The following is a 23116-nucleotide window of genomic DNA, read 5'->3' on the forward strand; positions in this document are numbered from 1 at the left end:
AGTTCTCTATTAATTACTAATTATCCCACCATACTGGGGTAACAGGAGATTGTTGATTTGCCAAAACATTGGCCTCATTTCGGCTCAATTCGGTTGAGGGATATATGGCCCTCCTAAACCACTGTCCAAAATACTCGCTGTCGTTACTTGATTCATCCAACCTGATTTGCAGACCGGTAAATACATCATTGGAAAAATCATATCTTCTATAATCCACAAAAGTTTCAGGATTCAAAAAGTTATGGATGTATTTTTCCTTCATGATATGATGCAACATTAAACCTGCTTCTCCAACTGCAATGGCACCGTCGGCTAAATAATCGGTTCCATCAACATCATACATATCCATACTGGCCTGGATACCTTCCACATAAGCCGTATATGCCTCTGTAGTAGACCCTATACTGGTTGTATTGCCACCATTGGCCAAAAAGGCGGCCTCTGCCTCAATAAATTTGGCTTCGGCATAACTGATCAACATTAAAGGTGAATCTACACTAGTATAATAACCATCTGTCTTAAATCGGGTATTGGCATCACTACCGTCCGGGGACTGCCCTTCTCCGCCACTAACAAAACCTTTCCATTCAGCTTCATCCCCGTTTTCTGCGAAAAGGGGCAGTCTTGGATCAATGCTAAGCGCAGCACTTTCAAAAGGATAGTAATCCCCGTTCATGGAACTTACCAGCTGGCTGGCTATATCATTGCTAAGGTTACCTGTAGACCTTGCAAGTACTTCGACAGAATACCAAGGGTTGATGTTTTTCTCATTGTAGAACATTTCAAAATTATCATCGTTTGAGGTGAAACCATTTGCAATCGAGGCCAAGACTTCATTGGCCGTAACGGTACCCTTATTTACCAAATGCAACTGATATCTTGCTTTTATAGAGTAAGCTGCCCTTAACCATTGATCCGAGTCTCCCCCGTAGATAAGGTCCGAGCTCCCTAAATTAAAGCCAGAGTTATCCGGACCTTCCAAGGCAGTGATCGCCGAATTTAACAGCGTGAATATTTCCGCATAAATCGATTCTTGGGTATCGAAAGTAGGGAAATTGTTGTCAGGGCCATCAGTAGCATTCGAATAGGGTATATTATCCCAGGTATCCGTTGCTATTCCAAGATTTATTGCAATAAGAATATCCGAAATAGCTCCAATATGTGTGGCATTTGTCTCTGCAGCCTTTTCCTTGATTGCTTTAAGATTCGGCAATATATAAAGGTAAACCTGACTCCATAATCCACTGGCCTCCGTCTGTCCAGCAGCTCCTCCACCTGTAGAAACAAAGTTCTGCACATAATTCCCAAATGCCAATTCAGCAGAACGCTGACCCTCCATGGTACTATGTATTACCGGCGCCATTAAATCCTGCATCCTTAACTCTTCCAAAGTTGCTGTATTGGAAGGGGTATTTACATCAAAATAATCATCACTACACGAAATCTGTGCAACCAATAACAGTGATAAAATTCCAGTTTTTATTATATTGTTTTTCATGTTTATCATATTTAGAATGAAATATTTAGACCGAAAGAGTAGCTTTGGCTCACAGGTACACTAAGTCCTGTAAAGCCGTAAACATTGCTACCAGCACTATACTGGTTCCCTTCAGGGTCATAACCATCAAACGGAGTCCATAAGAGTATATTCCCGGCACTAACGGACAGGCTTACTTTCTCCATATTCAAATCCCTTATAAATTTACTGTCCAAATCATAGCTTACACTAACATTACGAAGTTTAACCCAGGAAGCATCCTGAACCAATATTTCAGAAGCCCTATTGTAGACGTTAGAATTTCTATAGTAATCTTGATCAATTAAAGCTGGGGTAGTATTGGTTGTGAATCCGCCGCTTCCGTTGTCCATTACTCCCGACAACACCACTTCTTCATCCCTGACCAAAGTACTCAAAGGATTACCATTTCTAATAGAATTTCTAAGCCCTGAATCATACAGATCTCCACCTTCCTTATATTCCACCAAGAAATTAAACCCAAGTCCCTTCCATTTGAAATTACTTCCCAAGGATGATATAAAGTCTGGAAAGGCATTACCTACCTTCACCCTTTCATCAGTTACAATTTCCGGAAAACCATCGGCATCCAAATACCGCTGACCATCTTCATATTTCCATTTATATCCGTAAAGATTCCCCATTTTGTCTCCAGCTCTGATTTCGGAAGTTATTCCGGCAAACCCTGAATCCGCAAAAATAATAGATTCAATATCCTCTGGGATTTCCAGTACTTTCCCTTCGCTGGTAGACCAATTTAAAATCAACTCCCACCTAAAATCATTACTTCTAATGATATCGGCACTAACCAACAATTCGTGTCCAAAAACCTCATAATCGCCAGCATTCCTTGTGATTCCTGAGAGTCCTGAAGAATATGCGGTTCCAACTGTAAATATTTGATCCTTAACACGAGTTTTATAATAGGCATAATCCAACCTAATCCTATCTTTCATAAACCTAAGGTCGGCACCAAATTCTGTTGATTGGTTACGTTCCGGAACTATCTCCAAATCTCCCAATAAGGTACTTCTTCTATATCCTCCGGCACCACCAAAAGGAAAATCCCCATCAACAACAAAATACTGGCCTACATCACCAAATCCGGGACCCTTTCCAACCTCGGCCCAGGATGCCCTAAGTTTACCAAAAGTAAAGACATCATTATCACCAAATACATCGGAAACATCATATGCCAAACTTGCAGATGGATAAAAGAACGAACGATTTTCTTTGGGTAAGGTAGATAACCAGTCATTTCTACCTGTTACGGTCAGGAATAATTTGTCCTTATATCCTAACTTCAGTTCTCCAAATGCACCCACATTGCGCAATTGTGTAATACTGTTATCCACAAAATAATTAATCGTATTTCCAATTTCATTGATTCCGGGTACGTTCAATCCTTCACCCCTAGCCTGGGCATAATCCCTTTTTGAATCAGAAATCTGATGTCCCACTGTAAGATCTGTAGTGAAATCGTCCGACCAATCCTTAGTAAAGGCAACCAAAAGGTTCGATTCCAATCCGGTAAAATTTATATTTTGATTCAATACAAACCCACCTACTTGTGATCCTCCGTCTAAATCCGGTCCCACATATCTGTTACGCTGATCCGAATAATTATCTATCTGGGCAGAATAGGTTACATTAACCCAATCTTTAGGTTTCCAATTTAATGTGGCATTACCTATCCATCTGTTCACGTTATCGATTAAACTACTTGTTTCCATTAAATACCTAGGGTTATCAATTATACCAAAAGAATAATCCCTTTCTGTACCATCGGCATTCTGATAATCATTTATTGGAAAGGTCCCAGAGTAATAAGACAATGCACTCATAACAGATTTATCTCCACCGTTGGCCCTACGTCCACCGGATTTGGTATATGCGATGGATGAATTTAGTGTTAATTGATCTGAAATCTTGTAACCTGCTTTTAACCTAAAATTATTTTTGGCGTAATCCGTGTTTGGCAGAACCCCATCTTCATTATCCTTTCCCATAGAAAAGAAATAGTCCAATTTCTCATTGGCCCCACTTAGGCTAAAATTTACCTGGGAATTAAAACCAGTTCTAAATATATCGTATGGACTGTAAAATTGGTCATTGGACAAATCAACCACCGTACCGTTGGACAATGTATAGGAATCATCTGAATATCTAGGACCCCAGCTATAAAAAGAGGTTGAATTTTGCACCCTATTAAACCCTGTTTCAGAATTTGGATCATATAACGTCCTAGGAGCACCGCTGAATCCTTCCCTATAGGTAGTTTGTAAGGAAGGCGTTTTTTGTATATCCCTAAAGGTTGTTGAAGCCGTCAATGTTATTTTGGCCTTTCCTTGTTTTCCTTTTTTTGTTGTGATAATGATTGCCCCGTTAGAAGCCCTTACACCGTACAATGCAGTTGCGGCAGCTCCTTTTAATACGTTGAAACTTTCAATGTCTTCAGGGTTAATGTCACCGGCCCTATTGGAAAAGGCAAATTGTTCGGAACTATTTGGCGAATTGGAACCTGCACTAGGTCTTACTTCACCAGAAAAGGTATCGTTGTTCAAGGCAATTCCATCAACAACAATTAATGGTTGATTGCTTCTACTGGGATTTACTGAAGTTATACCCCTTATCAAGATATCGACTCCGCCACCAGATGATCCAGAGGTTCTGTTGATTTGAACCCCGGCAACCCTACCCTGCAAACTCTCCATAGGGTTCGATTGACCTGCTAGGTTTAAGTCTTCAGTGTTAACTTGGGTAACTGAATAGCCTAGAGATTTTTGTTTTTTCTCAACACCAAAGGCCGTTACCACTACTTCGTCCAAAGCACTGGCATCTTCCAATAAAACGACACTTAATTCGGAATTTGACCTAACAGTAACATCCTGAGATTTCATCCCTAAATAGGAGAAGCGCAATGTGTCACCTTGATTGGCCGCAATGATAAAGTTACCATCAAAGTCTGTCGTGGTTCCTGTGTTGGTTCCTACAATCAAAACGGTAACGCCTGGAAGTGGTGCCCCACTTTCATCTTTAACGTTACCGGTAACATTTTGTGCATAGCCATGCCATGTGAGCATGAACAAACACAACAATAAAAGTTTTTGTATCATATTTGTTTTTTTAATTAATCTATGCTAAAATCTTAAAAAAACCATAAAAATCAAACATTGGGCCTTCGAAATGTGATTTTTGTAAAAATCAACCTATTCTGAAGTGTATTTGTCACAGAATTAAGACGTAAAACCTCTTTTATTGAATTCTTTTTTAACATAACCTTTGTTTAATATGTTAATAATCCAAAAAAGTTGTAACTTATTAGTATCTAAAATCATAAATACTATAATCATGAAAAAAATACTTGGAATAGTTTTCTTGATGCTTTTTTTGGTGTCCGCCACCCAAATTGCATCTACAAAAATTCAAAACCCCAATACCCTTGAAGGTACGTGGGAATTAGTAAGCTTTAACAATTACGATGGTAACGATGTGGTTAAAACCATACCTCCAACAGATGGCTACCGTCAAATTAAAATGTATTACAATGGAAAGGTGATGTGGACAAGATATGTTCCTACAGACTCCATTGAATGGTTTGGGTACGGCTCTTATGTAGCAACAGATAGTACCTTGACAGAAAAATTGGAATACATGTCATCATCTATGAGAAAAGTTGCCAATGAAAATATGGAATGGCATATGGAACTTCAATTGGAAGGTGACAAATACAGCCAAATCTTTACTGATGCCGATGGAAATCGCATTAATTCAGAGAACTATAAGCGTCTAAATTAATATTGTAGTTTACAGCTATTTCAAAAAAGGAACTTAAATACACGGTACTCATGGTACCAAATAAAAAACAATCTGTACGTGGATAATAATTCCATATACAGATTGTTTTTGTTTCCCCTCAACCAATTTCGCAGTGAGTATTGAGTAATACCCTATAATTGATTTTAGACTAGGCTTCTTGATGGGTTTCAATGGTAGCCAAATATCTTTCTGCATCCAAGGCGGCCATACAACCTGTACCGGCAGCTGTGACTGCCTGTCTATATTCTTTATCCTGAACATCGCCACTGGCAAATACTCCGGGCCTACTTGTTTTGGTAGATTTACCTTGGGTAATTAAATACCCTGTTTCATCCATTTCCAATTGTCCTTTAAAAATATCCGTATTTGGTTTGTGACCAATGGCAATAAACAATCCTGTAATGGCAATATCCTCTTTTTCTCCGGTTACATTGTTCACCATTCTTAATCCCTCTACTACTTGATCGCCCAAAACGGTATCCACTTCGGTATTGTAACGGATTTCAATATTGTCCAAGCTGTTAACCCTATGTTGCATAGCTTTTGAAGCACGCATTTCATCTCTTCTTACCAACATGGTGACCTTCCTACAAATATTGGCCAAATAAGAGGCCTCTTCTGCAGCTGTATCCCCTGCCCCAACAATTGCGACATCCTGTCCTTTGTAAAAGAATCCATCACAGACGGCACATGCAGATACTCCACCACCACGTAATTTTTGTTCACTAGGAATGCCCAAGTACTTTGCCGTAGCCCCAGTAGAAATAATTACTGTTTCTGCCTCAATAATCTTATTATCGTCTATGGTAACCTTATGTATGCCACCAACTTCATCACTAAAATCAACAGCTGTAGCCATACCAATACGTACCTCGGTACCGAATCTTTCCGCCTGTTTCTGTAATTGCATCATCATCGTGGGTCCGTCTACCCCGTCAGGATAACCAGGAAAGTTATCAACCTCCGTTGTGGTAGTCAATTGTCCCCCAGGTTCCATTCCAGTATACAGAACCGGTTTTAAATCTGCCCTAGACGCATATATTGCCGCAGTATAGCCTGCAGGTCCCGAACCTATGATCAACGTTTTTAAACGTTCTACTTTTTCTGCCATAATCAAAATCTTCATTACTTATTAGAAAACAAAAGTAGGATTTTCAATAAAAAACTTACATCAAAAGTTATAAAAAGTTATTATAAAAGAAGAGGCTTAAACTATGGGCTGTTACACCATATGCCTTAATGTTAGGTTTTTGTTGTAAAATTGGATTTTTTCTTAAATGAGAATACTTTGTAGTTGCCCGACAACCTATTCCAATAATTGATAGGGCAAAACTAAAAATGGTATACTTGTATGGAAACCAATTTGGTTTATGACCGGTTTTAAGAAGAGGTTTTCGAGAAAACTATGCTTATTCTTTACCATTACCAGTAGTTGGGCATGCTGCTCCGATTGAGTACTATTGATTGCATCAATGATTCCTTGATCTGGCAGTTCATGAAACTTATGTTTAATTTCCACAAGTAAATGATCCAATTTATTCTTGTTCGTTTTCTCCTTCTCGTTAAGTTCATAACTAGTACAGACATGCATAATATCTATGGTAGATTTATGAATGGCGGCAATAAACAATACTTCCTTGAGTAAGGTTAAACTATAATCAATTTCGTAGTCCGTTGGAAATAGGATGTTTTTTGGAATTTCAAAATTATAATCAAAAGGGATGGCCAATACTGGACATTTAGCCCTTTTAATGGTATGTACGGTACTACTGCCCAAAAATATTTCCTTTGCACCCGTAGCTCCTTGGGTCCCCATAATTATAAGGTCTATTTTCTTACTTTCCACAAGTTCATCAATCGCCTCCATTAATACACTGAAGGCACTATAGGTTATAAAATTATGTTTGGGGTTATTATAATCTGTAACGATTTTCAATTTTAACTCTTCCAATCTTTTTTCAGAATCGGTCCGGTAGATATCTCCCAATCCCAATTGTCCAGGACTATGTAATAAATACTCAGACTGATATATGGCCGGTGTATAGGTATGTAGCAGATAAAAAGTGCAATCCTCACTCTTAAGCAAACGTACCGCATAGGAAATTGCCCTGTAGGCATTATCAGAAAAATCTGTGGGTATTAATATATTTTTCATCTGTGTATTTTTGGTTTATAAAAAGTAAATTGAAACATAGGTTTATAACCTATATACCCTACATTCTTAAAATACGCTTTGGAATGAATTAATGATTATCTTAATCAAGATACTCTCCAATTGCGCATTTATGTAAGTTTCTATTAAATTTAAGGAATAATATGGAACGAGATATGATTTTCATCAGTTGAATCAACGATGGATTTAAATAATTTTGCGCCATGCAATTGGTCCAATTGAAATTTCCAGAATTGGAGAAGAAAGTATTTCAATTGCACATGCTTTTGATATGATTGGTTGAACAAGCAATAAAATGTAAAGTAAAAATAACGGACAGGTGAATTTTATAGACTACTACAAAATATTGGGTTTGGACAAAAGTGCCAGCCAAAGCGACATTAAAAAGGCGTATCGGAAATTAGCCCGAAAACACCATCCTGATGTTAATCCAAACGATAAAGAGGCTGAAAAGAAATTTAAGGAAATTAATGAAGCCAACGAGGTATTGAGCGACCCGGAAAAGCGTAAAAAGTATGATAAATACGGAAAGGATTGGCAACATGCAGAAGAGTTTGAAAAGGCGCGATCCTCACAGGGCTCCAGCCAAAGTAGAGGCAGGAGAACTTCTTCACAAAATTATGGAGAACATGATTTCTCGGATTTTTTCGAATCTATGTTTGGAGGATCCGGTAATTTTTCTGGGAGAGGACAGACACGTTTTCGAGGGCAGGATTTAAATGCGGAATTAAAATTACATCTTAGGGATGTTTTTAAGACCCATAAGCAGACCCTCACTGTAAATGGTAAGAATATCAGAATTACGGTCCCTGCCGGTATTGAAAATGGGCAAACCATAAAGATTACCGGACATGGGGGACCTGGTCATCAAGGAGGGCCAAATGGCGACCTGTATATTACCTTTGGAATCATAAATGACACACCCTTTAAACGGGACGGTAACGACCTGTATACTTCTGTAAACTTAGACTTATATACTGCATTATTGGGAGGTGAAATAATGGTGAATACTTTTGACGGACAGGTAAAACTAAATGTTAAACCGGAAACGCAGAACGGCACCAAAATTAAATTAAAAGGCAAAGGCTTCCCCGTGTATAAAAAAAATGACGTTTATGGAAATCTATATATTACCTATAACCTGGTTACCCCTACCAATTTAACGCAAAAGGAAAAAGATTTATTTAAGAAACTGGCGGAGCTAAGAAAATAATAATGTATACGGATAGAGAAACTGGCCCCGAGGCATTAAGGATTCCCTATCCCCCAAATTTAATCTTATGGAAAAGGAATATATATTAATTACCGACTTCTGTTTAAGTCACAATATTGAAACCCATTTTGTAATGGAACTTTATGAATTTGGACTAGTGGACCTTGTTGTTAAAGAAGATGTACGTTATCTCCCCATTCAGCAATTGCCAAAAGCCGAAAAAATAATTAGGCTCTATTCCGACCTCGACATTAATTTGGAAGGCATAGCCGTTATTACCCAACTACTCAACAAAATTGAAAAAATGCAGGATGAAATTACCCATCTAAAAAACAGACTGGACCTCTATGAATAAGCCTAATTCCAAAAATGGTGTAAGTTTCAATCCGTTAACTAACGCAATATAAATTCTCCCAAATACCTAAGCGTTCAAAAGATATAATTTTAAAACAATTACCACAACTGATTTAAATCATTTTACATGAAGTGTTGGATATCTAATTTTGAAATCAGTAATCCAAAAACAAGATTCCATGACAACCTTGATTAAAGTAGAACAACTTATTTCTGAAGAAAATAAAAGCATAATAACAAGAAATCTAAGTCGGATTTTGGATTTGAGAATTTTGGACATTGATATTATAAACAAAACAATCTCCCTTGTCTACAACAACCCTTTTGTGTTGGACAAAGCAAAAAAAGAATTGGGCCGAGTAGGCTTTTCATTTCAAAATACTCCCTACCTTTAAATCCATTGGTACTAAAACCGTTGAACCTGTTCAATAGTCTATTTTTGTCTAAACTTTGAGAAAGTTATTCCTCCTGACTATAATGTCTTTTGGATAATGACTTCATTGTTTCTGCTGCTTGTTCCGCCGTAATGTCGCGTTGTGGATTTGCAAACATTTCGTAACCTACCATAAACTTTTTTATAGTCGCCGATCGCAGTAACGGCGGATAAAAAGACATATGAAAATGCCATTCCGGATGGTCCATACCATCTGTTGGTGCCTGATGTATGCCTGCGGAATAAGGAAAAGAAGTGTTGAATATATTATCGTATTTAATAGTAAGTTGTTTCAGGATTTCAGCGTAGGAACGCTTTTCACTTTCTGAAAGCAAACCTATATGTGCCAATTTTCTCTTAGGAAGGATCATAGTCTCATAAGGCCATACTGCCCAATAGGGAATCAGCGCTACAAAATGCTCGTTTTCGACTATAATACGTTCATCCAACTTCAATTCCTGTTCAATATAATCCTCTAAAATGCTTCTTTTGTTCTTTTCCCAATAAGCCTTTAAATTGCTAATTTTCTTTTGTACCTCCTGCGGTATTTTATTTTGGGCCCAAATTTGCCCATGTGGATGGGGGTTACTACACCCCATTATACCACCTTTATTTTCGAAAATCTGAACGTGATTGATGGCTTCATTACTCCCCAATTCTATATATTCTTTCTGCCAAAGTGAAATTATCTCTGTAATATCCGATACGGACATTAATGGTAAGGTAAGGGCATGGTTAGGGGAAAAACAAACTACCTTGCAAATACCGGATTCGGCTTCTGCATATAGCAGACCATTTTCGTATGTCTCTTCTTCAACATCCGGTAGTAGGGCCGAGAAGTCGTTGACAAAAGAATAAGGCTTATCGTAACCGGGATTAAACTCCCCTCCCATCCTTTCATTGGTCGGACAGAGGTAACAGGAAGGGTCATACTCGGGCAGGTCCGTAGTAGCACTTTTTTCGGTCTTTCCCTGCCATGGTCTTTTGGTTCTATGTGGAGATACCAAAATCCATTCTCCTGTTAGGATATTTAACCTTCTATGTGGATTGTTATTAAAATTATTTGCCATTACGATTAATTTTGTATGTAGGTTCCTGCACTGGGTTTTACCTCAAATGCGTCCAATTCTATATTGAAAGCTGCTTTGTATGCCTTGGTGGCCGCTTCCACAAAATCATCTACCTTGTCCTGATGTACTATATTTAAGGTACAACCTCCAAATCCACCACCTGTTTGTCTTGCTCCCAACACGGCATCGTATTGCTTGGAAAAATCGACCAAGAAATCCGATTCCGGACAGCTCACTTCGTAAGATTTACTAATTCCGTCGTGAGCCTCATATAACAACTCACCAAATAGTTTTAAATCATTGTCCTTCAATGCCTTTGCCGTTGTTAATACCCTTTCATTTTCATTGATGATAAAAGAACATCTTTTATAAATAGTGGCACCCATTTCATTTTTACAAACTTCCAGCATTTCGTTATTGGCGTTTCTCAAGGAAGTTACTTCTGGATAATGTCCTTGTAGAATTGCAACACCCTCTTCACATTCTTTTTTTCTGGTATTGTATTCGCTGGATGCCAAATTATGTGAGACTTTGGTATTGAGCATTATCATTTTATATGGATCTATTTGGATAGGAATTTGTTGATGTTCCAAAGACTGGCAATCCAATAAGATCACGTGCCCTTTTTCGCTCATTACAGAAGCAAATTGATCCATAATACCACATTGCGTTCCTACATAGGTATGTTCCGCTTTTTGCGAAAGCAGCACAATATCCATTTTGGAGAGCCCAAGATCAAACAGTTCATTAAGACCGTAAGCCAGTCCACATTCCAAGGCCGCAGAAGAACTTAGACCGGAACCCATTGGCAATTTACTTTCAATGGTACAGTCAAAACCCCTTAATTTATCGGTCCTTAATAATATCTCATTTAAAACACCAAGAATATAATTTTCCCATTCTACATTGCTTTTGGCTATTTTATCCAAAGACAGGGTAAAACCAGTATTGTATCCCAAACTATAAAGATTACACTCCGTTTTGGAATTATTCTTTTTGAATTTAAAGGTTATTTTTTTTTCAATGGCCGTAGGCAATACATAACCAAGGTTATAGTCCGTATGCTCCCCTATTAAATTGATCCTTCCTGGGGATTCAATAACAAGCTCTGGGATAAATTTTTCTGGAAAAATCATAAATAAAAATGTTATTAAGATCACAAATATAGCAAAAATTCCTTATAAACGTAAAATTTACATTTATAAAGCGAGGCCTATTACTTTCATGGTAAAACTGGAAAATTATGACAAAAAAAAATCCTCCAGACAAAAGCCTAGAGGATTGTATGAGAAACAGTAAAAATAAGTATTATTTATCTTCTTTAAGCATAGATACCGTTGCTACGGTCCTAAATCCTAAATGCTCCAATGAGGAATCCAGACTGGAAGCCATTCTAGAGGATATCCTATAACTGGCGCAATAAGAAGCATTGCAAAGAAAAGAACCGCCTCTCATTACCTTCTCCCTTGCATAGGGCATATTTGGATTATAAGGATTGGTTGCCCCCTGAGGATTTACAACAGGACCGTTTATTGCATTTAATTCGTTATAATAATTGGTATTGTACCAATCACTGGTCCATTCCCAAACATTACCGGCCATATCATATAGTCCAAAATCGTTTGGAGGGTACGATTTTACCCTTGCGCGTTGTTCAAAACCGTCCGCTTTACTATTATTAACAGGAAATTCTCCTTCCCATGTATTAGCCATTTGCGACAAAACAGTATCGTCATCTCCCCAAAAGTATATACTTTCCGGCTTATTGCCCCTTGCGGCTCTTTCCCATTCTGCCTCTGTGGGCAATCTTCTACCTGCCCATTGGCAATATGCCAAGGCATCTTCATAGGCCACTTGGACAACTGGGTCGTTATCTTTGCCTTTAATAGAACTTCCTGGGCCATTAGGTTGCTTCCAGTTAGCTCCAATGGTCCAGTTCCACCATTGAGAAAAGTCATAAAGGTTGGGAACCGAGGTCTTAGTCTTCTTAAACGTTAATGAGCCAGGTTGTAAAATTGAATCGTGCGGTTTAGGCGTTCCTTCAGGAACTTGGGTTTTCATTTCCTCCCAATCTATGGCGCGCTCAGCAATAGTAATATATCCTGTTTCCTTTACGAATTTTGCAAATTGTGCATTGGTTACCTCTGTAATATCCATAAAAAAACCATCGACCTTTACCTTGTGGGCCGGCTTTTCATGATCCATGGCCATTTTATCCTGGGGTACTGCACCCTGTATAAACTCCCCTCCCGGGATCCACACCATTCCTTCCGGAGCCTTTATATTTTCCGGTTTTTCAACCAAAATGGGGGTAGTATCAATTTTGGATTCCACGACCTCCGACATGGGGGCATTAACGTCTTTTTCGTCGGATGACTTTTTTTCCTCCTTACACTGAATCAACAATCCCACTAAAAGAAGGGCACTTAATAGCTTATAATATTGCATTCTAATTTATTTATGATTCTGCAAATGTAAAGAACGAAAATCATTCTATTCCCCTTGTGGAATAAATTTCATATCATAAGTGGTTGAAGCCACTTTCATAATCGCATTGTATATATAGTCGCAGACTTGTTTCTGACCTTCAAAATTAATAAGGTCTACCGTATCTTCGGGGGTGTGATACTGTGGATGACCACCAGTATGGATACCTAGAACAGAAATATTCTTTTTATAGAAAGAGACATGGTCTGAACCTCCCACCGAACCTGCATGAATTACAGGTGACAGCCCCAAAGGCGGTCCCAATTCCTTCATCAATTCCACTCCCCCAGGAAAGGTTCCCGCTCCCCCCATATAAACCTGTTTGGCTTCGTTTAACCTGCCTACCATATCCATATTTATCATTAGTTTGATGTTAGATAAGGGTACAACCGGATTATCGGCAAAATATTTACTGCCCAATAGCCCTTGTTCCTCGGCTCCAAAGGCAACCAACAAAACACTTCTTTTTAACTCTGCCCTATGCGCCCATAATTTCTCCCCTATTTCCAATAGGGCCGAAGTGCCACTTGCATTGTCGTCCGCACCATGATGGATGTCTATCCTTTCGGATTTTGAGGAGGGGCCACCACCCATACCTAAATGGTCGTAATGGGCTCCAAGTACAATATATTCATTCTTTAAATTGGGGTCATTTCCTACAATAACACCTATAACATTCCAAGTTTTAGCTTCCTTTTTGGGCATCAGCCCTTTCTTTACCCTTAATTGGGCCATAAAAGGTTGTTTATAAGATTTCAAATAGGAAGGAATATTGGATCCCTTAAAATCCTTTTTAATATAGTTTACAATCCTTTTATTGACCTTTCCTCCAGGATAACGACCTGAATTTTTATCAGAGGTTAAATAGGTAATATGTTCTTTCAGTTCATCGGTAGTAATATCTTCCTGTGCGATGCAAATATTGAACCAACTGCCCAACAAGAAAATTGCAATAATTAATTTCATATATCGATGTTCTTTACTTCTTTTCTTCAAATTTTGCCTTTTCAAAATTCATCGGCAAACTTATGCCCTGACCTCTCCATCTAATCAACAATCGGTCTAAATTGGAACGGAAAACACTATAATCTTTTCTAGTTTTGGATGTCCAACCCACTTCTGCATAAGCGGCCAACCTAGGAAAAACCATTTTGTCCATGTCAATGGCTTCAGGAATCCATTCTCCCCACATTTGGCACCCGCTCCCAATAACTTTGTCGTGAAATCTTTCTTCCAATCCTTCAGGAATGGGGTCAAAACTATAGGACTTTTCCAATGGGATAGATTTATAGGAATAGTCCAAATAGGTATATTCATGATATGAATTTACTATATCATATCCGTCGTGAACCGCTTTAGATATCAAATCCAAATTCCCTTTCCAAAAATGGACCAAGGTATTTTTGGCTAAGCTTTTTTTGACCTCCATGTCCGTAGCTTCCTGCCATTCATGTACATTTTCTCCAAGAATTTCATTCCAGCCCATCATTCGGTGCCCATTCTGATTTAAATAATTCGAGATTTTGTTTGTGAAAAAAATATGCAAGTCAGCTGGAGATGTCAATCCGTTTTCTTTAATGAAATTTTGAATTTCCACTGAAGATTTCCATGCATCAAATTTTACTTCATCACCGCCAATATGGATTATATTACTAGGAAATAATTCCATAACCTCTGAAAGTACATTTTCAAGAAACTCGTACACCCGTGGATCGGACACATTAAAAGAATCTGGGAGCTTCCCAAAAACGGTAGGTACCTCCTTGATTTCCCCAATAGTTCCCAACCAAGGATATGCGGCAATAGCTGCAGATGCATGACCGGGCATTTCGATTTCAGGAATAATAGTAATTTGTCTTTCGTTGGCGTATGCAATAATATCCTTAATCTCTTCCTGGGTATAATATCCGGAATGAGGGGTGTTAGACCTTTCTGCGCTATCCCAACCCCCTATTTGGGAATTGTTCCTGAAAGATCCAATTTCCGTCAATTTGGGATACTTTTTTATTTCCAATCGCCATCCTTGATCATCGGTCAAATGCCAGTGGAACACATTCATTTTTAGAAGTGCCATCTGATCTAATAGTTTTTTTACCTGTTCAGTCCCTTTAAAATATCGACTTTCATCCAACATAAATGCACGCCAGCTAAATCTTGGACCATCTTCGATGCTGATCCCGGAAATTGAAAGGTTCCCATTATCACTATCCTCCCCAATTAACTGCCTAAGGGACATTATACCATAAAAAACTCCAGTAGATGTTCCAGCTGAAATTGATATGGCACTATTAGCAACCTTTAAGACATATCCCTCTTCCCCTAATTTCTGGGCTAATCCAGGGTCGAGGGTAAGGATGATTCCTTTTCCCCCTTTTCTTTTGATTTTCAGTTCTTTCTGATATTCAACTTTCAATAATTCTTGTAGATAGCTTGCATTTTGTTGGTTGGGACTGTCAGCTATTATAGGCGTATTGGAAGTAATAATATACTTCCCTTCTTTCAAATCCACACTCAAAGGTTGTGGAATTATTCCAGTGTTTTGTCCGATACTAGATATAGCCCAAAATAAAACCAAAGGCAAAACAATTCTAATGTTCTTCATTTTTTTCAATAATTGCTATTTAAAATCATTTAACAGGAAGTTCTTTGCAGATAATATAATTCCATTTCTTCACAGACCTTCACTAAGGGCCGGAATCCTAAACTTTTCAATAGTGGGTTCCGTATGCTGACTTTTTAATATTTTGGCAGCTCTCTCCAGAATCTCTGGATGTTGATCCGCGACGTTTGTAGTTTCTTTTAAATCTTTCTTCAGGTTGAATAATTCCAGTTTTGGTTCATTTTTTTTGTCCTTCAAATGGGATTTCACCACTTTCCAATCGCCCATTCGGATGGCCAATTGCCCCCCATATTCTGGAAACTCCCAATACAGGAAGTCGTGATCCTTTTGATCCTCCCTAGAAAGCAAGGTAGGTAGAAAACTTACTCCATCGGTATAACCTGGTTTTTCATAACCTGCTACATCAGCCAATGTGGCCATAACATCATAGTGTACGGAAATATGATCGGTTGTGGTTCCAGGCTTTATGTTTCCGGGCCATGAAGCTATCATGGGCACCCGAATTCCACCTTCGTATACAAATCCCTTTCCTCGCCCCTGCTCGCTCCTAAAAGGTTTGGCACTATCAAACCATGGCGAGTCCGAACCTCCATTAAAAGTAGGACCATTGTCCGAGGTAAAAATAATCAAGGTGTTTTCGTATAGACCGTCGGCCTTCAACTTCGCTACTAATTTGCCTACATTTTCATCCAAATAGGAAACCATGGCAGCGTAACCGGCATGGGGATTTTGATGTGGGAAATAACCTCTTTCTCCCAAATATGGTTCTTCTTTCCCAAACTTGTTCTTATAATAGTCTACCCATTTTTGGGGAGCTTGGATAGCCGCATGTGGAATTGGGGTAGCCCAATAAATAAAAAATGGTTTTTCCTTGTTCCTATCTACAAACCCTTTTAGCTCCTCAAACATAAGATCGGGCGCATAATCGTTCAAGGTAAAGGGTGCATAACTTTCTGGTTCATTTATATCCGCCCCTTTGGCCAATTTAGTATTAGGTGCAATGGTATCATTATTCAAATGCACTCTATTTTCATTTTTATAAAGATGCAACGGGTAGTAGGTGTGGGCTTGTCGTTGGCAGTTATACCCGAAAAAATAATCAAAGCCCATTTTTGTAGGAATGGATTGGGTATGAGGTGCTCCAAGTCCCCATTTCCCAAATATGGCCGTGTTATATCCAACTCCTTTCAGCTTTTTAGCAATTGTCATGGTACTATCCGGCATAGGTCGTTGTCCTTCCAAAACGGAATCCTTGGCCATTGCTTTGTAATTCCAAACCTCACCCCGTTCTCCCCATTCTTCATTGCCTCGAATATAGGCATGTCCAGAATGTGTCCCGGTAAGCAACATGTAACGTGCTGGGGCGCAAACAGGGGCACTGGTATAGTGCTGGGTAAACAACATACCCTCCTTTGCCAGGGCGTCTATATTAGGGGTTTCTATTTTTTCCTGTCCGTAGGCACCCAATTCGGCGTACCCCAGATCATCGGCCAAAATGTAGATGATATTTGGTTTTACTGATGGAGTACTACTAACATCTTTTTTAGCTTCATCCTTACAGCTTAATAAGGCAAATGGAATTAAAATTAGAGCAATTAATTTATTCATAACAGTTTTTTCTGGTTTGTGGCTTGGCGCCTTTTTTATCTAATAACTAAAGTCTTGATTCTATTTTCTTTTCTCTTTTTTTAAGGCTTATGGCTCTGAGCAATCAATATTATTTTATTATCTATTCCTCGCTTTCCATTCCCTTTAGCTTATTTACCAATTTTCAAAATAACACATTTCCAAATCATTAAATTTCTATTGCATTGGTTTTTCCAATAATGAAAATTCTATATCCGGAGCTATTCCGTTGGCCGTCCTTTCATGGAAAGTGTCCATTGTAGTTTTTTCATCAAAAAAACCACAGTTCTTCATAAAAAATTTGTTCCCAATGGCACCCCCTGCATAATCTTCCCTTGATCCCTTTCTTGCCGTGGCGTCCGCCGTAAATTTAGCACTGGTAAGTTCGTGCCAATTGCCCTTGGTATCGTAAATCCATTGATTGGTATATTCCCCCATTCTGGATAAATGGCCCACTTCGGTCCGGAAATTCTCTAGAAATGAATGTGGCCTGGTTAAATAGGTACTGGTATGTGGTCTTCTAAAACCGGCAATCAAATTCCATTTATCAGTTTCCGGGTCAAAGAAATATGCCGTATAATCCGTTGAATTGTTCACCGAAGGCTCCCCTTTCAATAAAAATTTATACGTGTTTCCGGCCTTCCAATTAAACACTTTATAACTTTGTCCACCTGAACCTTCATTCCCAAATTCGCCCGTAGTTACTCCCTCCCCCTTTCCTAACATAATTATTTTATAATCGTCCGGGATATTTTTAGGGTCTTGGGTTTCGAACGGACTCCATGCGGAAAAAAGAACTCTTCTTTCAGTTTCCGAATTTACTTGCATTCCAAAATAACCTTCACCAAAGCCATTGGCCATATAATAGGATCCTATTACGTCCTCATTTTCGGGTACCGTTATTTCATTATAAAACCACAGAATTTCCGTGTTGGCCGGAGTGGTATAGGACAAATGGACCGATGGGCCCCTTCTTCCCCAATAAAAATCCTCCTTTACGTAGGTAAGGCTGCCATTTGCTGCTTGCCCACCAATTAGTACCTCACTAACTTCCGCAAAAGTGTTTCCTGTTTTTTCCAAACCTTGCAGTTCCAAAAAATGGTACCCCGGTTCGCTAATCTTAAAGGTTCCCACCTCCACTATTTCAATATCCCTGTTGGAAACTTCAACTTCTTTGACCGTTCCATCCAATGAGACTTTTAGTTTGGAGTTGCCAGTGGACACCTTAAGCTTTAGTCCAACATTCAATGAACCAATTTGGTCGGTCTTAAAATAGGTTCGAATAGTAGTATTCCCATCATTCCAATTGCGTATCCCCTTATCGGAAATAAGCTCTTGATTTTCTTCCACATTATTTACTACCCAACTATTACCCCCAGGATTTATTGCTTCGGTAAAAATTAATTTTTCCTGAATATTTTCTTCCGGAACATCTTGCTTGGACAATGTGGTACATGACCAAACACATAGCAGCAAGGTAATTACAATACTATTTTTATATCCAATAAAAGGTGTTGCAACAATCTTGGTAAATGTATTTGAGACGGTAGTTCCAATATTTGTTTTTTCTTTCATTATAATTATTATGGTTGTTTCAATTTTTATATCCCTAAATCCAATCACTATAAATCCGATACTTCAATACTATCTACCCTCCCCTTTAACTTTCTAGGATTTTTGCCAAATTCCTTTTTAAAACATTTTGAAAAATATTTAGGGTCGTTGAAGCCTACCAAAAATGCTGCCTCGGATACGGAATAATTGCAATCGGAGATCAAAATAGCCGCCTTTTTTAGGCGCATAGTCCTCACAAAATCGACAATTTTCTTTCCTGTCAAGGCCTGAAATTTTCTGTAAATCGCGGAATAACTCATGTTTAATTCGCTCGACAAATCTTCCAGCTTAAAATCAGGGTTGCTCATCTGATTCTCAACAAGACCAACCAACTTTTCCAGAAAAACTTCATCTTGCGACCTGCCTGACCCACTCTTTGGCGCAGTTATTAAGTCGTTCTTATACTTTAAAATAATCCGATCGCTACGGGTAATTATATTATTTACCTTTAATACGAGCTCGTTTATGTTAAATGGTTTACTAATATATTCCAGGGCACCAGTTCGTAACCCCAATATCTTATTTTTCGATGTTTTTTTGGCGGTAAGTAAAATAATGGGAATATGGGTAGTGAGTTCATTTTTTTGAAGCATGCCACTCATTTCAATACCGTCCATTTTTGGCATCATAATATCACTAATGATCAAATCTGGGTTATGCTCCAGAGCTAAGGCATAGCCTTCTTCCCCATTTTCAGCCAAGAGAACATTATAGTAGTCACTAAAGATATCCTTAAGGGATATTTGCAGTTCATAGTTATCCTCTACAACTAGGATAGTTTTGGCTAATTTGGGATACCCTTTCCCATTGGTTTCCTCCTTCAATTCATGGTCAACATCTTCAACTTCAATTATAGTATCCTCAACCATTAATTCCCCTTGCAAGCTATCATTCCTATTTCCATCTATTGGAAATCTAACACTAAAACAGGTGCCTTTTATCGGGTCCGATTTTACATCTATTTTACCGCTGTGTAAGTCAATCAGTTCTTTGGTAAGTGCTAGACCTATTCCTGTACCTACTTTCTGTTTACCTGAATCGGCCTGATAAAACAGTTGAAAAATATTCTCCAACTCCTCCTTTGGGATTCCCGGACCGGAATCGGTTACGGATATTTTTACATTTCTTTCCCAATCTTCCACTATAACATCCAAAGTTATTGCTCCTCCTTTGGGGGTAAATTTGAAGGCATTGGACAACAGATTAAAGAAAACATGTTCCATTTTATCTTTGTCGTACCACATTTTAAGCTCTTCATTAGGGTAGCTACATTTAAAATTGATACCCTTAAAAGTGGCCTGCTCCTCAAAAGAACTTGTAATTTCCTTTAAATCGCCTATAATATTGTGCTCTGAAGCGCGTAATACCAGTTTCTCCAATTCCTTATCTCGCAACGAGGTTAGCTCAAAGACAATTCGTGATAACCTGTTGGCATTATTGGAAATTAAACGAAGCCTCTGCTGCAATAGCACATTACCGCTTTTTGTGGCCCTGTCCAGCATATTTTCCAACGGAATCAGAATCAAGGTCAAAGGTGTTTGGATCTCATGGGACATCTTCGCGAAAAAGTTCATTTTTAAGGCATATAATTCCCTTTCATGCTTGTGCTCCAGCTCATCGGCGATTACTCTGTTTCTAAGTCGTATCCAAATTACGATACCGTATAGCAGGCCAATGAACAATAAAGTATAAAAAACTTTAGCCAATGAAGATTTCCAAAATGGCTGTAGTATGGTAATGGCTACCGATTTTTGTTCAATGTCCCATTCCCCATTCCCAGAACTGGCCTTTACTTCGAAAACATATCTCCCCGGAGGTATATTGGTATAGGTAGCCAAACGTTCCTTTTCTGATAAAATCCAATTATCATTAAAACCTCTAAGCCGATATGCATAGTTGTAATTGGAAAAAAGTACATTGTCTATAGCTAAAAATCGAAAGAAAAATGAGGATTGGTCATGATCCAGTTTCAATACATCTATCCTTTCTACCCCTTCTTTAATTTGTTCCGGAATAACCGAAATAGAAGGTTGATTTAATATGTCTATATCCTCAATAAATAATTTTGCTACCGATTCTTCCTTTTTTATATGATTGGGTTTAAAGTAATTCACCCCATTTAACCCCCCAAAATAAAAATTCCCATCTGTCCCGTTATGAGCACTTCTTTGCATAAAGGAATCATCCTGTAACCCGTCACTTTTCTGAAAAACCCTTGATATTGAATCCCTTACATTTAAATGCCAGATACCATTGGTTGAACCCAGCCATAAATTATCCTTGTTTTCCAATAGTACGGACCTAAAAGTGGTATTTTCATAAGTTCCTTTTATTTTTACGGGTTCAAATTGCTGTTTGGAAATATTAAACTTGATCAAATCACCATTTACCAAAACCAGCCATAAAACTTCATCTCCACTTGCAGCCATAGACCAAATGTGATAATTTTTATTGGGGATAAGTTGGTTATCAACATGCAGATACCGAGTGAAATTGGATTTTAATATATTATCAATATTTTCATTAAACCTAAATAATCCACCCCCGTTATATGCGAGCCAGACTGTCCCAGAGGAATCCTCTACAACGGACTGGGAAATTCCACCGAATAAGCCTGCATTATCATTTTCAAAATGGGCCAATAAAGTGTTTCGTTCCGAAAATAAATATATCCCCAGGTCTGTTGTGACCCATAATCTGTGTTTGGAATCCTTAAAAATAAATCGGACATCCATCACCATATTGTTTTTGGAATTCCTTAGGGGAACTTTAGAAAATTTATGGCTTCGCGTATTGTACTTCCATAATCCGTTCTTATAGGTCGCTACCAATACATTGCTCTCACTATCCTCATTAATGGAGTGGATATAGAATCCTTTGCTTCCTGGCGTATTATTAAAAAATTGCTCTTCCTCACCATTGGCCGAAACCTTGGTTATACCGTCCCCATCGGTCCCTATCCAAAGAGTACCATCTTTTGCCTTAAAGGAAGACAACACCCTTGCAGGTCTGCCCTGAACTGAACCGGAATGGTAATTTATCTGACTATTCCTATTCCGAAGAATGTTGATATCCCCATAATTGGTGAGGACCCATAAATTATTCTTTAAGTCCTCATTTATACCTATTACGGTATTGGTGCTCAATGAAAATCCATTTAAATCATTGTGTTTATAAATTCCCAAATCACCGGTTTCCGGGTCTAGACGGTAAAGTCCGTTCCCATCCGTTCCCAACCATATAACTCCATTTACATCACAATACATAGAAGTGAACAATTCACTTAATTGCCCCCTCCATCGTTCTTGTATAATCTCGTCCTGAACAAAAGATTCTTTACTAAAATCATAAACCATTAGCCCGTGGCCCGCATAAGAAGAACCAATCCATAGTCTATTTTTTTTGTCCAACAGTAGGAGGTTGTTGTCCGCCAAGGTATAATCGTAGGGCACCTCCAATCTTTCCAAGAGCTTGGTTTCCAAATAAAAAATATAGTGTGGTCCCTTATATGTACTTACAATGAGCTGATTGGATTTTCTAACCACCAAAGAATTAACTTCGTTTAAACCTATAGAATTAGCAGGTATAGTTGTAATACTATCGACAACACCTATACTATGGTCATAGGAAAAAATAGATCCCTTATTCGTGGCCATCCAAACAATTCCATTGTCCTCATGTATTATGTTGACCTTGTATTCTTTTTGGAAATCCTTTATAGAATTATCAATAGATAAAAACCTACCATTTTTCTGCAAATAGGAAATTTGTCCGTTCATAGATAATGCCCAAATAACCCCTTTGGCATCTCTAAAAATCTTCTTCACCTCGTCTGAAGTAGTATCCTCCTTAAAAATTAAATCTTTAGGCGTGAATTCGTAATTATAACCGTCGTATTTGGAGATTCCTTCAGCGTGCGCTAACCAAACAAAACCAAGACTGTCCTGAACGGAATGGGTAACCTTAATATTATGGTTATCCAATTTAAAGGGAAGGTGGATAAAATTGGTGGAATGTTGACCAAACAAAAAAGAACCTAAAAACAGCCCAAAAACTAGCGTGCCATATATTTTGTTCCTATTAAATTCCTTTTTCAACAAATGCATTTCATTGGGTTAAACCCCTCATTTTTCTTCCAAACAAATGTACCTATTATTCACTACAACCGAAAGGAGGTATTTTCTTCAAAAA

At 38.3% G+C, this 23116-nt stretch carries 16 protein-coding genes; 4 read left to right on the forward strand and 12 right to left on the reverse strand.

Annotation, left to right across the window (positions count from 1 at the left end):
* Window positions 1-16: 16 nt before the first annotated feature.
* Together H4O18_RS11340 and H4O18_RS11345 are read right to left on the reverse strand one after the other, a co-directional pair.
* Window positions 17-1498: a SusD/RagB family nutrient-binding outer membrane lipoprotein gene (locus tag H4O18_RS11340; protein ID WP_187584618.1), complete on the reverse strand. Its 1482-nt coding sequence runs from the start codon at window positions 1496-1498 to the stop codon at window positions 17-19.
* 11 nt (window positions 1499-1509) lie between these two features.
* Window positions 1510-4632: a SusC/RagA family TonB-linked outer membrane protein gene (locus H4O18_RS11345; RefSeq protein ID WP_187584620.1), complete on the reverse strand. Its 3123-nt coding sequence runs from the start codon at window positions 4630-4632 to the stop codon at window positions 1510-1512.
* A 235-nt stretch (window positions 4633-4867) separates the two neighbouring features.
* Here H4O18_RS11345 and H4O18_RS11350 point away from each other — a divergent pair, with 235 nt between their 5' ends.
* Window positions 4868-5314 carry a hypothetical protein gene (locus H4O18_RS11350; RefSeq protein WP_187584622.1) on the forward strand — a complete coding sequence of 149 codons (447 nt, stop codon included), beginning with the start codon at window positions 4868-4870 and terminating at the stop codon, window positions 5312-5314.
* 169 nt (window positions 5315-5483) lie between these two features.
* Here the strand turns inward: H4O18_RS11350 and trxB are convergent, their stop codons facing one another.
* Both trxB and H4O18_RS11360 read right to left on the reverse strand, forming a co-directional pair.
* Window positions 5484-6446 (reverse strand): thioredoxin-disulfide reductase, encoded by a 963-nt coding sequence (gene trxB, locus H4O18_RS11355; RefSeq protein WP_187584624.1) that lies wholly within the window; start codon window positions 6444-6446, stop codon window positions 5484-5486.
* A gap of 195 nt (window positions 6447-6641) precedes the next feature.
* Window positions 6642-7490, reverse strand: coding sequence for a universal stress protein (locus tag H4O18_RS11360; protein WP_187584626.1), 849 nt, complete (start codon window positions 7488-7490; stop codon window positions 6642-6644).
* Window positions 7491-7827: 337 nt separating this feature from the next.
* Between H4O18_RS11360 and H4O18_RS11365 the strand changes: the two genes are divergently transcribed.
* The 3 genes from H4O18_RS11365 (at window position 7828) to H4O18_RS11375 (ending at window position 9470) form a co-directional block, all read left to right on the forward strand.
* Complete coding sequence (locus H4O18_RS11365) at window positions 7828-8721, forward strand: DnaJ C-terminal domain-containing protein (RefSeq protein WP_187584628.1); 894 nt, start codon at window positions 7828-7830, stop codon at window positions 8719-8721.
* A gap of 67 nt (window positions 8722-8788) precedes the next feature.
* Window positions 8789-9076, forward strand: coding sequence for a chaperone modulator CbpM (locus H4O18_RS11370; RefSeq protein WP_187584630.1), 288 nt, complete (start codon window positions 8789-8791; stop codon window positions 9074-9076).
* 178 nt (window positions 9077-9254) lie between these two features.
* Window positions 9255-9470: a hypothetical protein gene (locus H4O18_RS11375; RefSeq protein WP_187584632.1), complete on the forward strand. Its 216-nt coding sequence runs from the start codon at window positions 9255-9257 to the stop codon at window positions 9468-9470.
* Between the two features lie 64 nt (window positions 9471-9534).
* On the opposite strand, the gene H4O18_RS11380 is transcribed toward H4O18_RS11375, so the two are convergent.
* The 8 genes from H4O18_RS11380 to H4O18_RS11415 form a co-directional block, all read right to left on the reverse strand.
* Window positions 9535-10578 (reverse strand): UDP-glucose--hexose-1-phosphate uridylyltransferase, encoded by a 1044-nt coding sequence (locus H4O18_RS11380; RefSeq protein WP_187584634.1) that lies wholly within the window; start codon window positions 10576-10578, stop codon window positions 9535-9537.
* A 5-nt stretch (window positions 10579-10583) separates the two neighbouring features.
* Window positions 10584-11714: a galactokinase gene (gene galK, locus H4O18_RS11385; protein ID WP_187584636.1), complete on the reverse strand. Its 1131-nt coding sequence runs from the start codon at window positions 11712-11714 to the stop codon at window positions 10584-10586.
* Window positions 11715-11886: 172 nt separating this feature from the next.
* Window positions 11887-13026, reverse strand: coding sequence for a formylglycine-generating enzyme family protein (locus H4O18_RS11390; protein WP_187584638.1), 1140 nt, complete (start codon window positions 13024-13026; stop codon window positions 11887-11889).
* A 45-nt stretch (window positions 13027-13071) separates the two neighbouring features.
* Complete coding sequence (locus tag H4O18_RS11395) at window positions 13072-14031, reverse strand: M28 family metallopeptidase (RefSeq protein WP_187584640.1); 960 nt, start codon at window positions 14029-14031, stop codon at window positions 13072-13074.
* A gap of 13 nt (window positions 14032-14044) precedes the next feature.
* Window positions 14045-15667: a beta-N-acetylhexosaminidase gene (locus tag H4O18_RS11400; RefSeq protein ID WP_187584642.1), complete on the reverse strand. Its 1623-nt coding sequence runs from the start codon at window positions 15665-15667 to the stop codon at window positions 14045-14047.
* 69 nt (window positions 15668-15736) lie between these two features.
* A complete protein-coding gene (locus tag H4O18_RS11405) occupies window positions 15737-17293 on the reverse strand; it encodes an arylsulfatase (protein WP_187584644.1) in 1557 nt (518 codons plus the stop codon).
* Between the two features lie 195 nt (window positions 17294-17488).
* Window positions 17489-18886: a DUF3472 domain-containing protein gene (locus tag H4O18_RS11410; RefSeq protein WP_187584646.1), complete on the reverse strand. Its 1398-nt coding sequence runs from the start codon at window positions 18884-18886 to the stop codon at window positions 17489-17491.
* A gap of 47 nt (window positions 18887-18933) precedes the next feature.
* Window positions 18934-23031, reverse strand: a complete 4098-nt coding sequence (locus H4O18_RS11415; RefSeq protein WP_187584648.1) for an ATP-binding protein — start codon at window positions 23029-23031, stop codon at window positions 18934-18936.
* Window positions 23032-23116 lie beyond the last annotated feature (85 nt).

The organism is Arenibacter arenosicollis (assembly GCF_014397245.1).
GTDB classification, from domain to species: domain Bacteria; phylum Bacteroidota; class Bacteroidia; order Flavobacteriales; family Flavobacteriaceae; genus Arenibacter; species Arenibacter arenosicollis.

Bases quoted from the DNA above. Each gene is read 5' to 3' on its own strand.
- H4O18_RS11380 (WP_187584634.1), bottom strand. From the start codon at position 10,578: ATGGCAAATAATTTTAATAACAATCCACATAGAAGGTTAAATATCCTA.
- galK (WP_187584636.1), bottom strand. From the start codon at position 11,714: ATGATTTTTCCAGAAAAATTTATCCCAGAGCTTGTTATTGAATCCCCA.
- H4O18_RS11395 (WP_187584640.1), bottom strand. From the start codon at position 14,031: ATGAAATTAATTATTGCAATTTTCTTGTTGGGCAGTTGGTTCAATATT.
- H4O18_RS11415 (WP_187584648.1), bottom strand. From the start codon at position 23,031: ATGCATTTGTTGAAAAAGGAATTTAATAGGAACAAAATATATGGCACG.
- H4O18_RS11405 (WP_187584644.1), bottom strand. From the start codon at position 17,293: ATGAATAAATTAATTGCTCTAATTTTAATTCCATTTGCCTTATTAAGC.
- trxB (WP_187584624.1), bottom strand. From the start codon at position 6,446: ATGGCAGAAAAAGTAGAACGTTTAAAAACGTTGATCATAGGTTCGGGA.
- H4O18_RS11375 (WP_187584632.1), top strand. From the start codon at position 9,255: ATGACAACCTTGATTAAAGTAGAACAACTTATTTCTGAAGAAAATAAA.
- H4O18_RS11345 (WP_187584620.1), bottom strand. From the start codon at position 4,632: ATGATACAAAAACTTTTATTGTTGTGTTTGTTCATGCTCACATGGCAT.
- H4O18_RS11400 (WP_187584642.1), bottom strand. From the start codon at position 15,667: ATGAAGAACATTAGAATTGTTTTGCCTTTGGTTTTATTTTGGGCTATA.
- H4O18_RS11340 (WP_187584618.1), bottom strand. From the start codon at position 1,498: ATGAAAAACAATATAATAAAAACTGGAATTTTATCACTGTTATTGGTT.
- H4O18_RS11370 (WP_187584630.1), top strand. From the start codon at position 8,789: ATGGAAAAGGAATATATATTAATTACCGACTTCTGTTTAAGTCACAAT.
- H4O18_RS11350 (WP_187584622.1), top strand. From the start codon at position 4,868: ATGAAAAAAATACTTGGAATAGTTTTCTTGATGCTTTTTTTGGTGTCC.
- H4O18_RS11410 (WP_187584646.1), bottom strand. From the start codon at position 18,886: ATGAAAGAAAAAACAAATATTGGAACTACCGTCTCAAATACATTTACC.
- H4O18_RS11390 (WP_187584638.1), bottom strand. From the start codon at position 13,026: ATGCAATATTATAAGCTATTAAGTGCCCTTCTTTTAGTGGGATTGTTG.
- H4O18_RS11360 (WP_187584626.1), bottom strand. From the start codon at position 7,490: ATGAAAAATATATTAATACCCACAGATTTTTCTGATAATGCCTACAGG.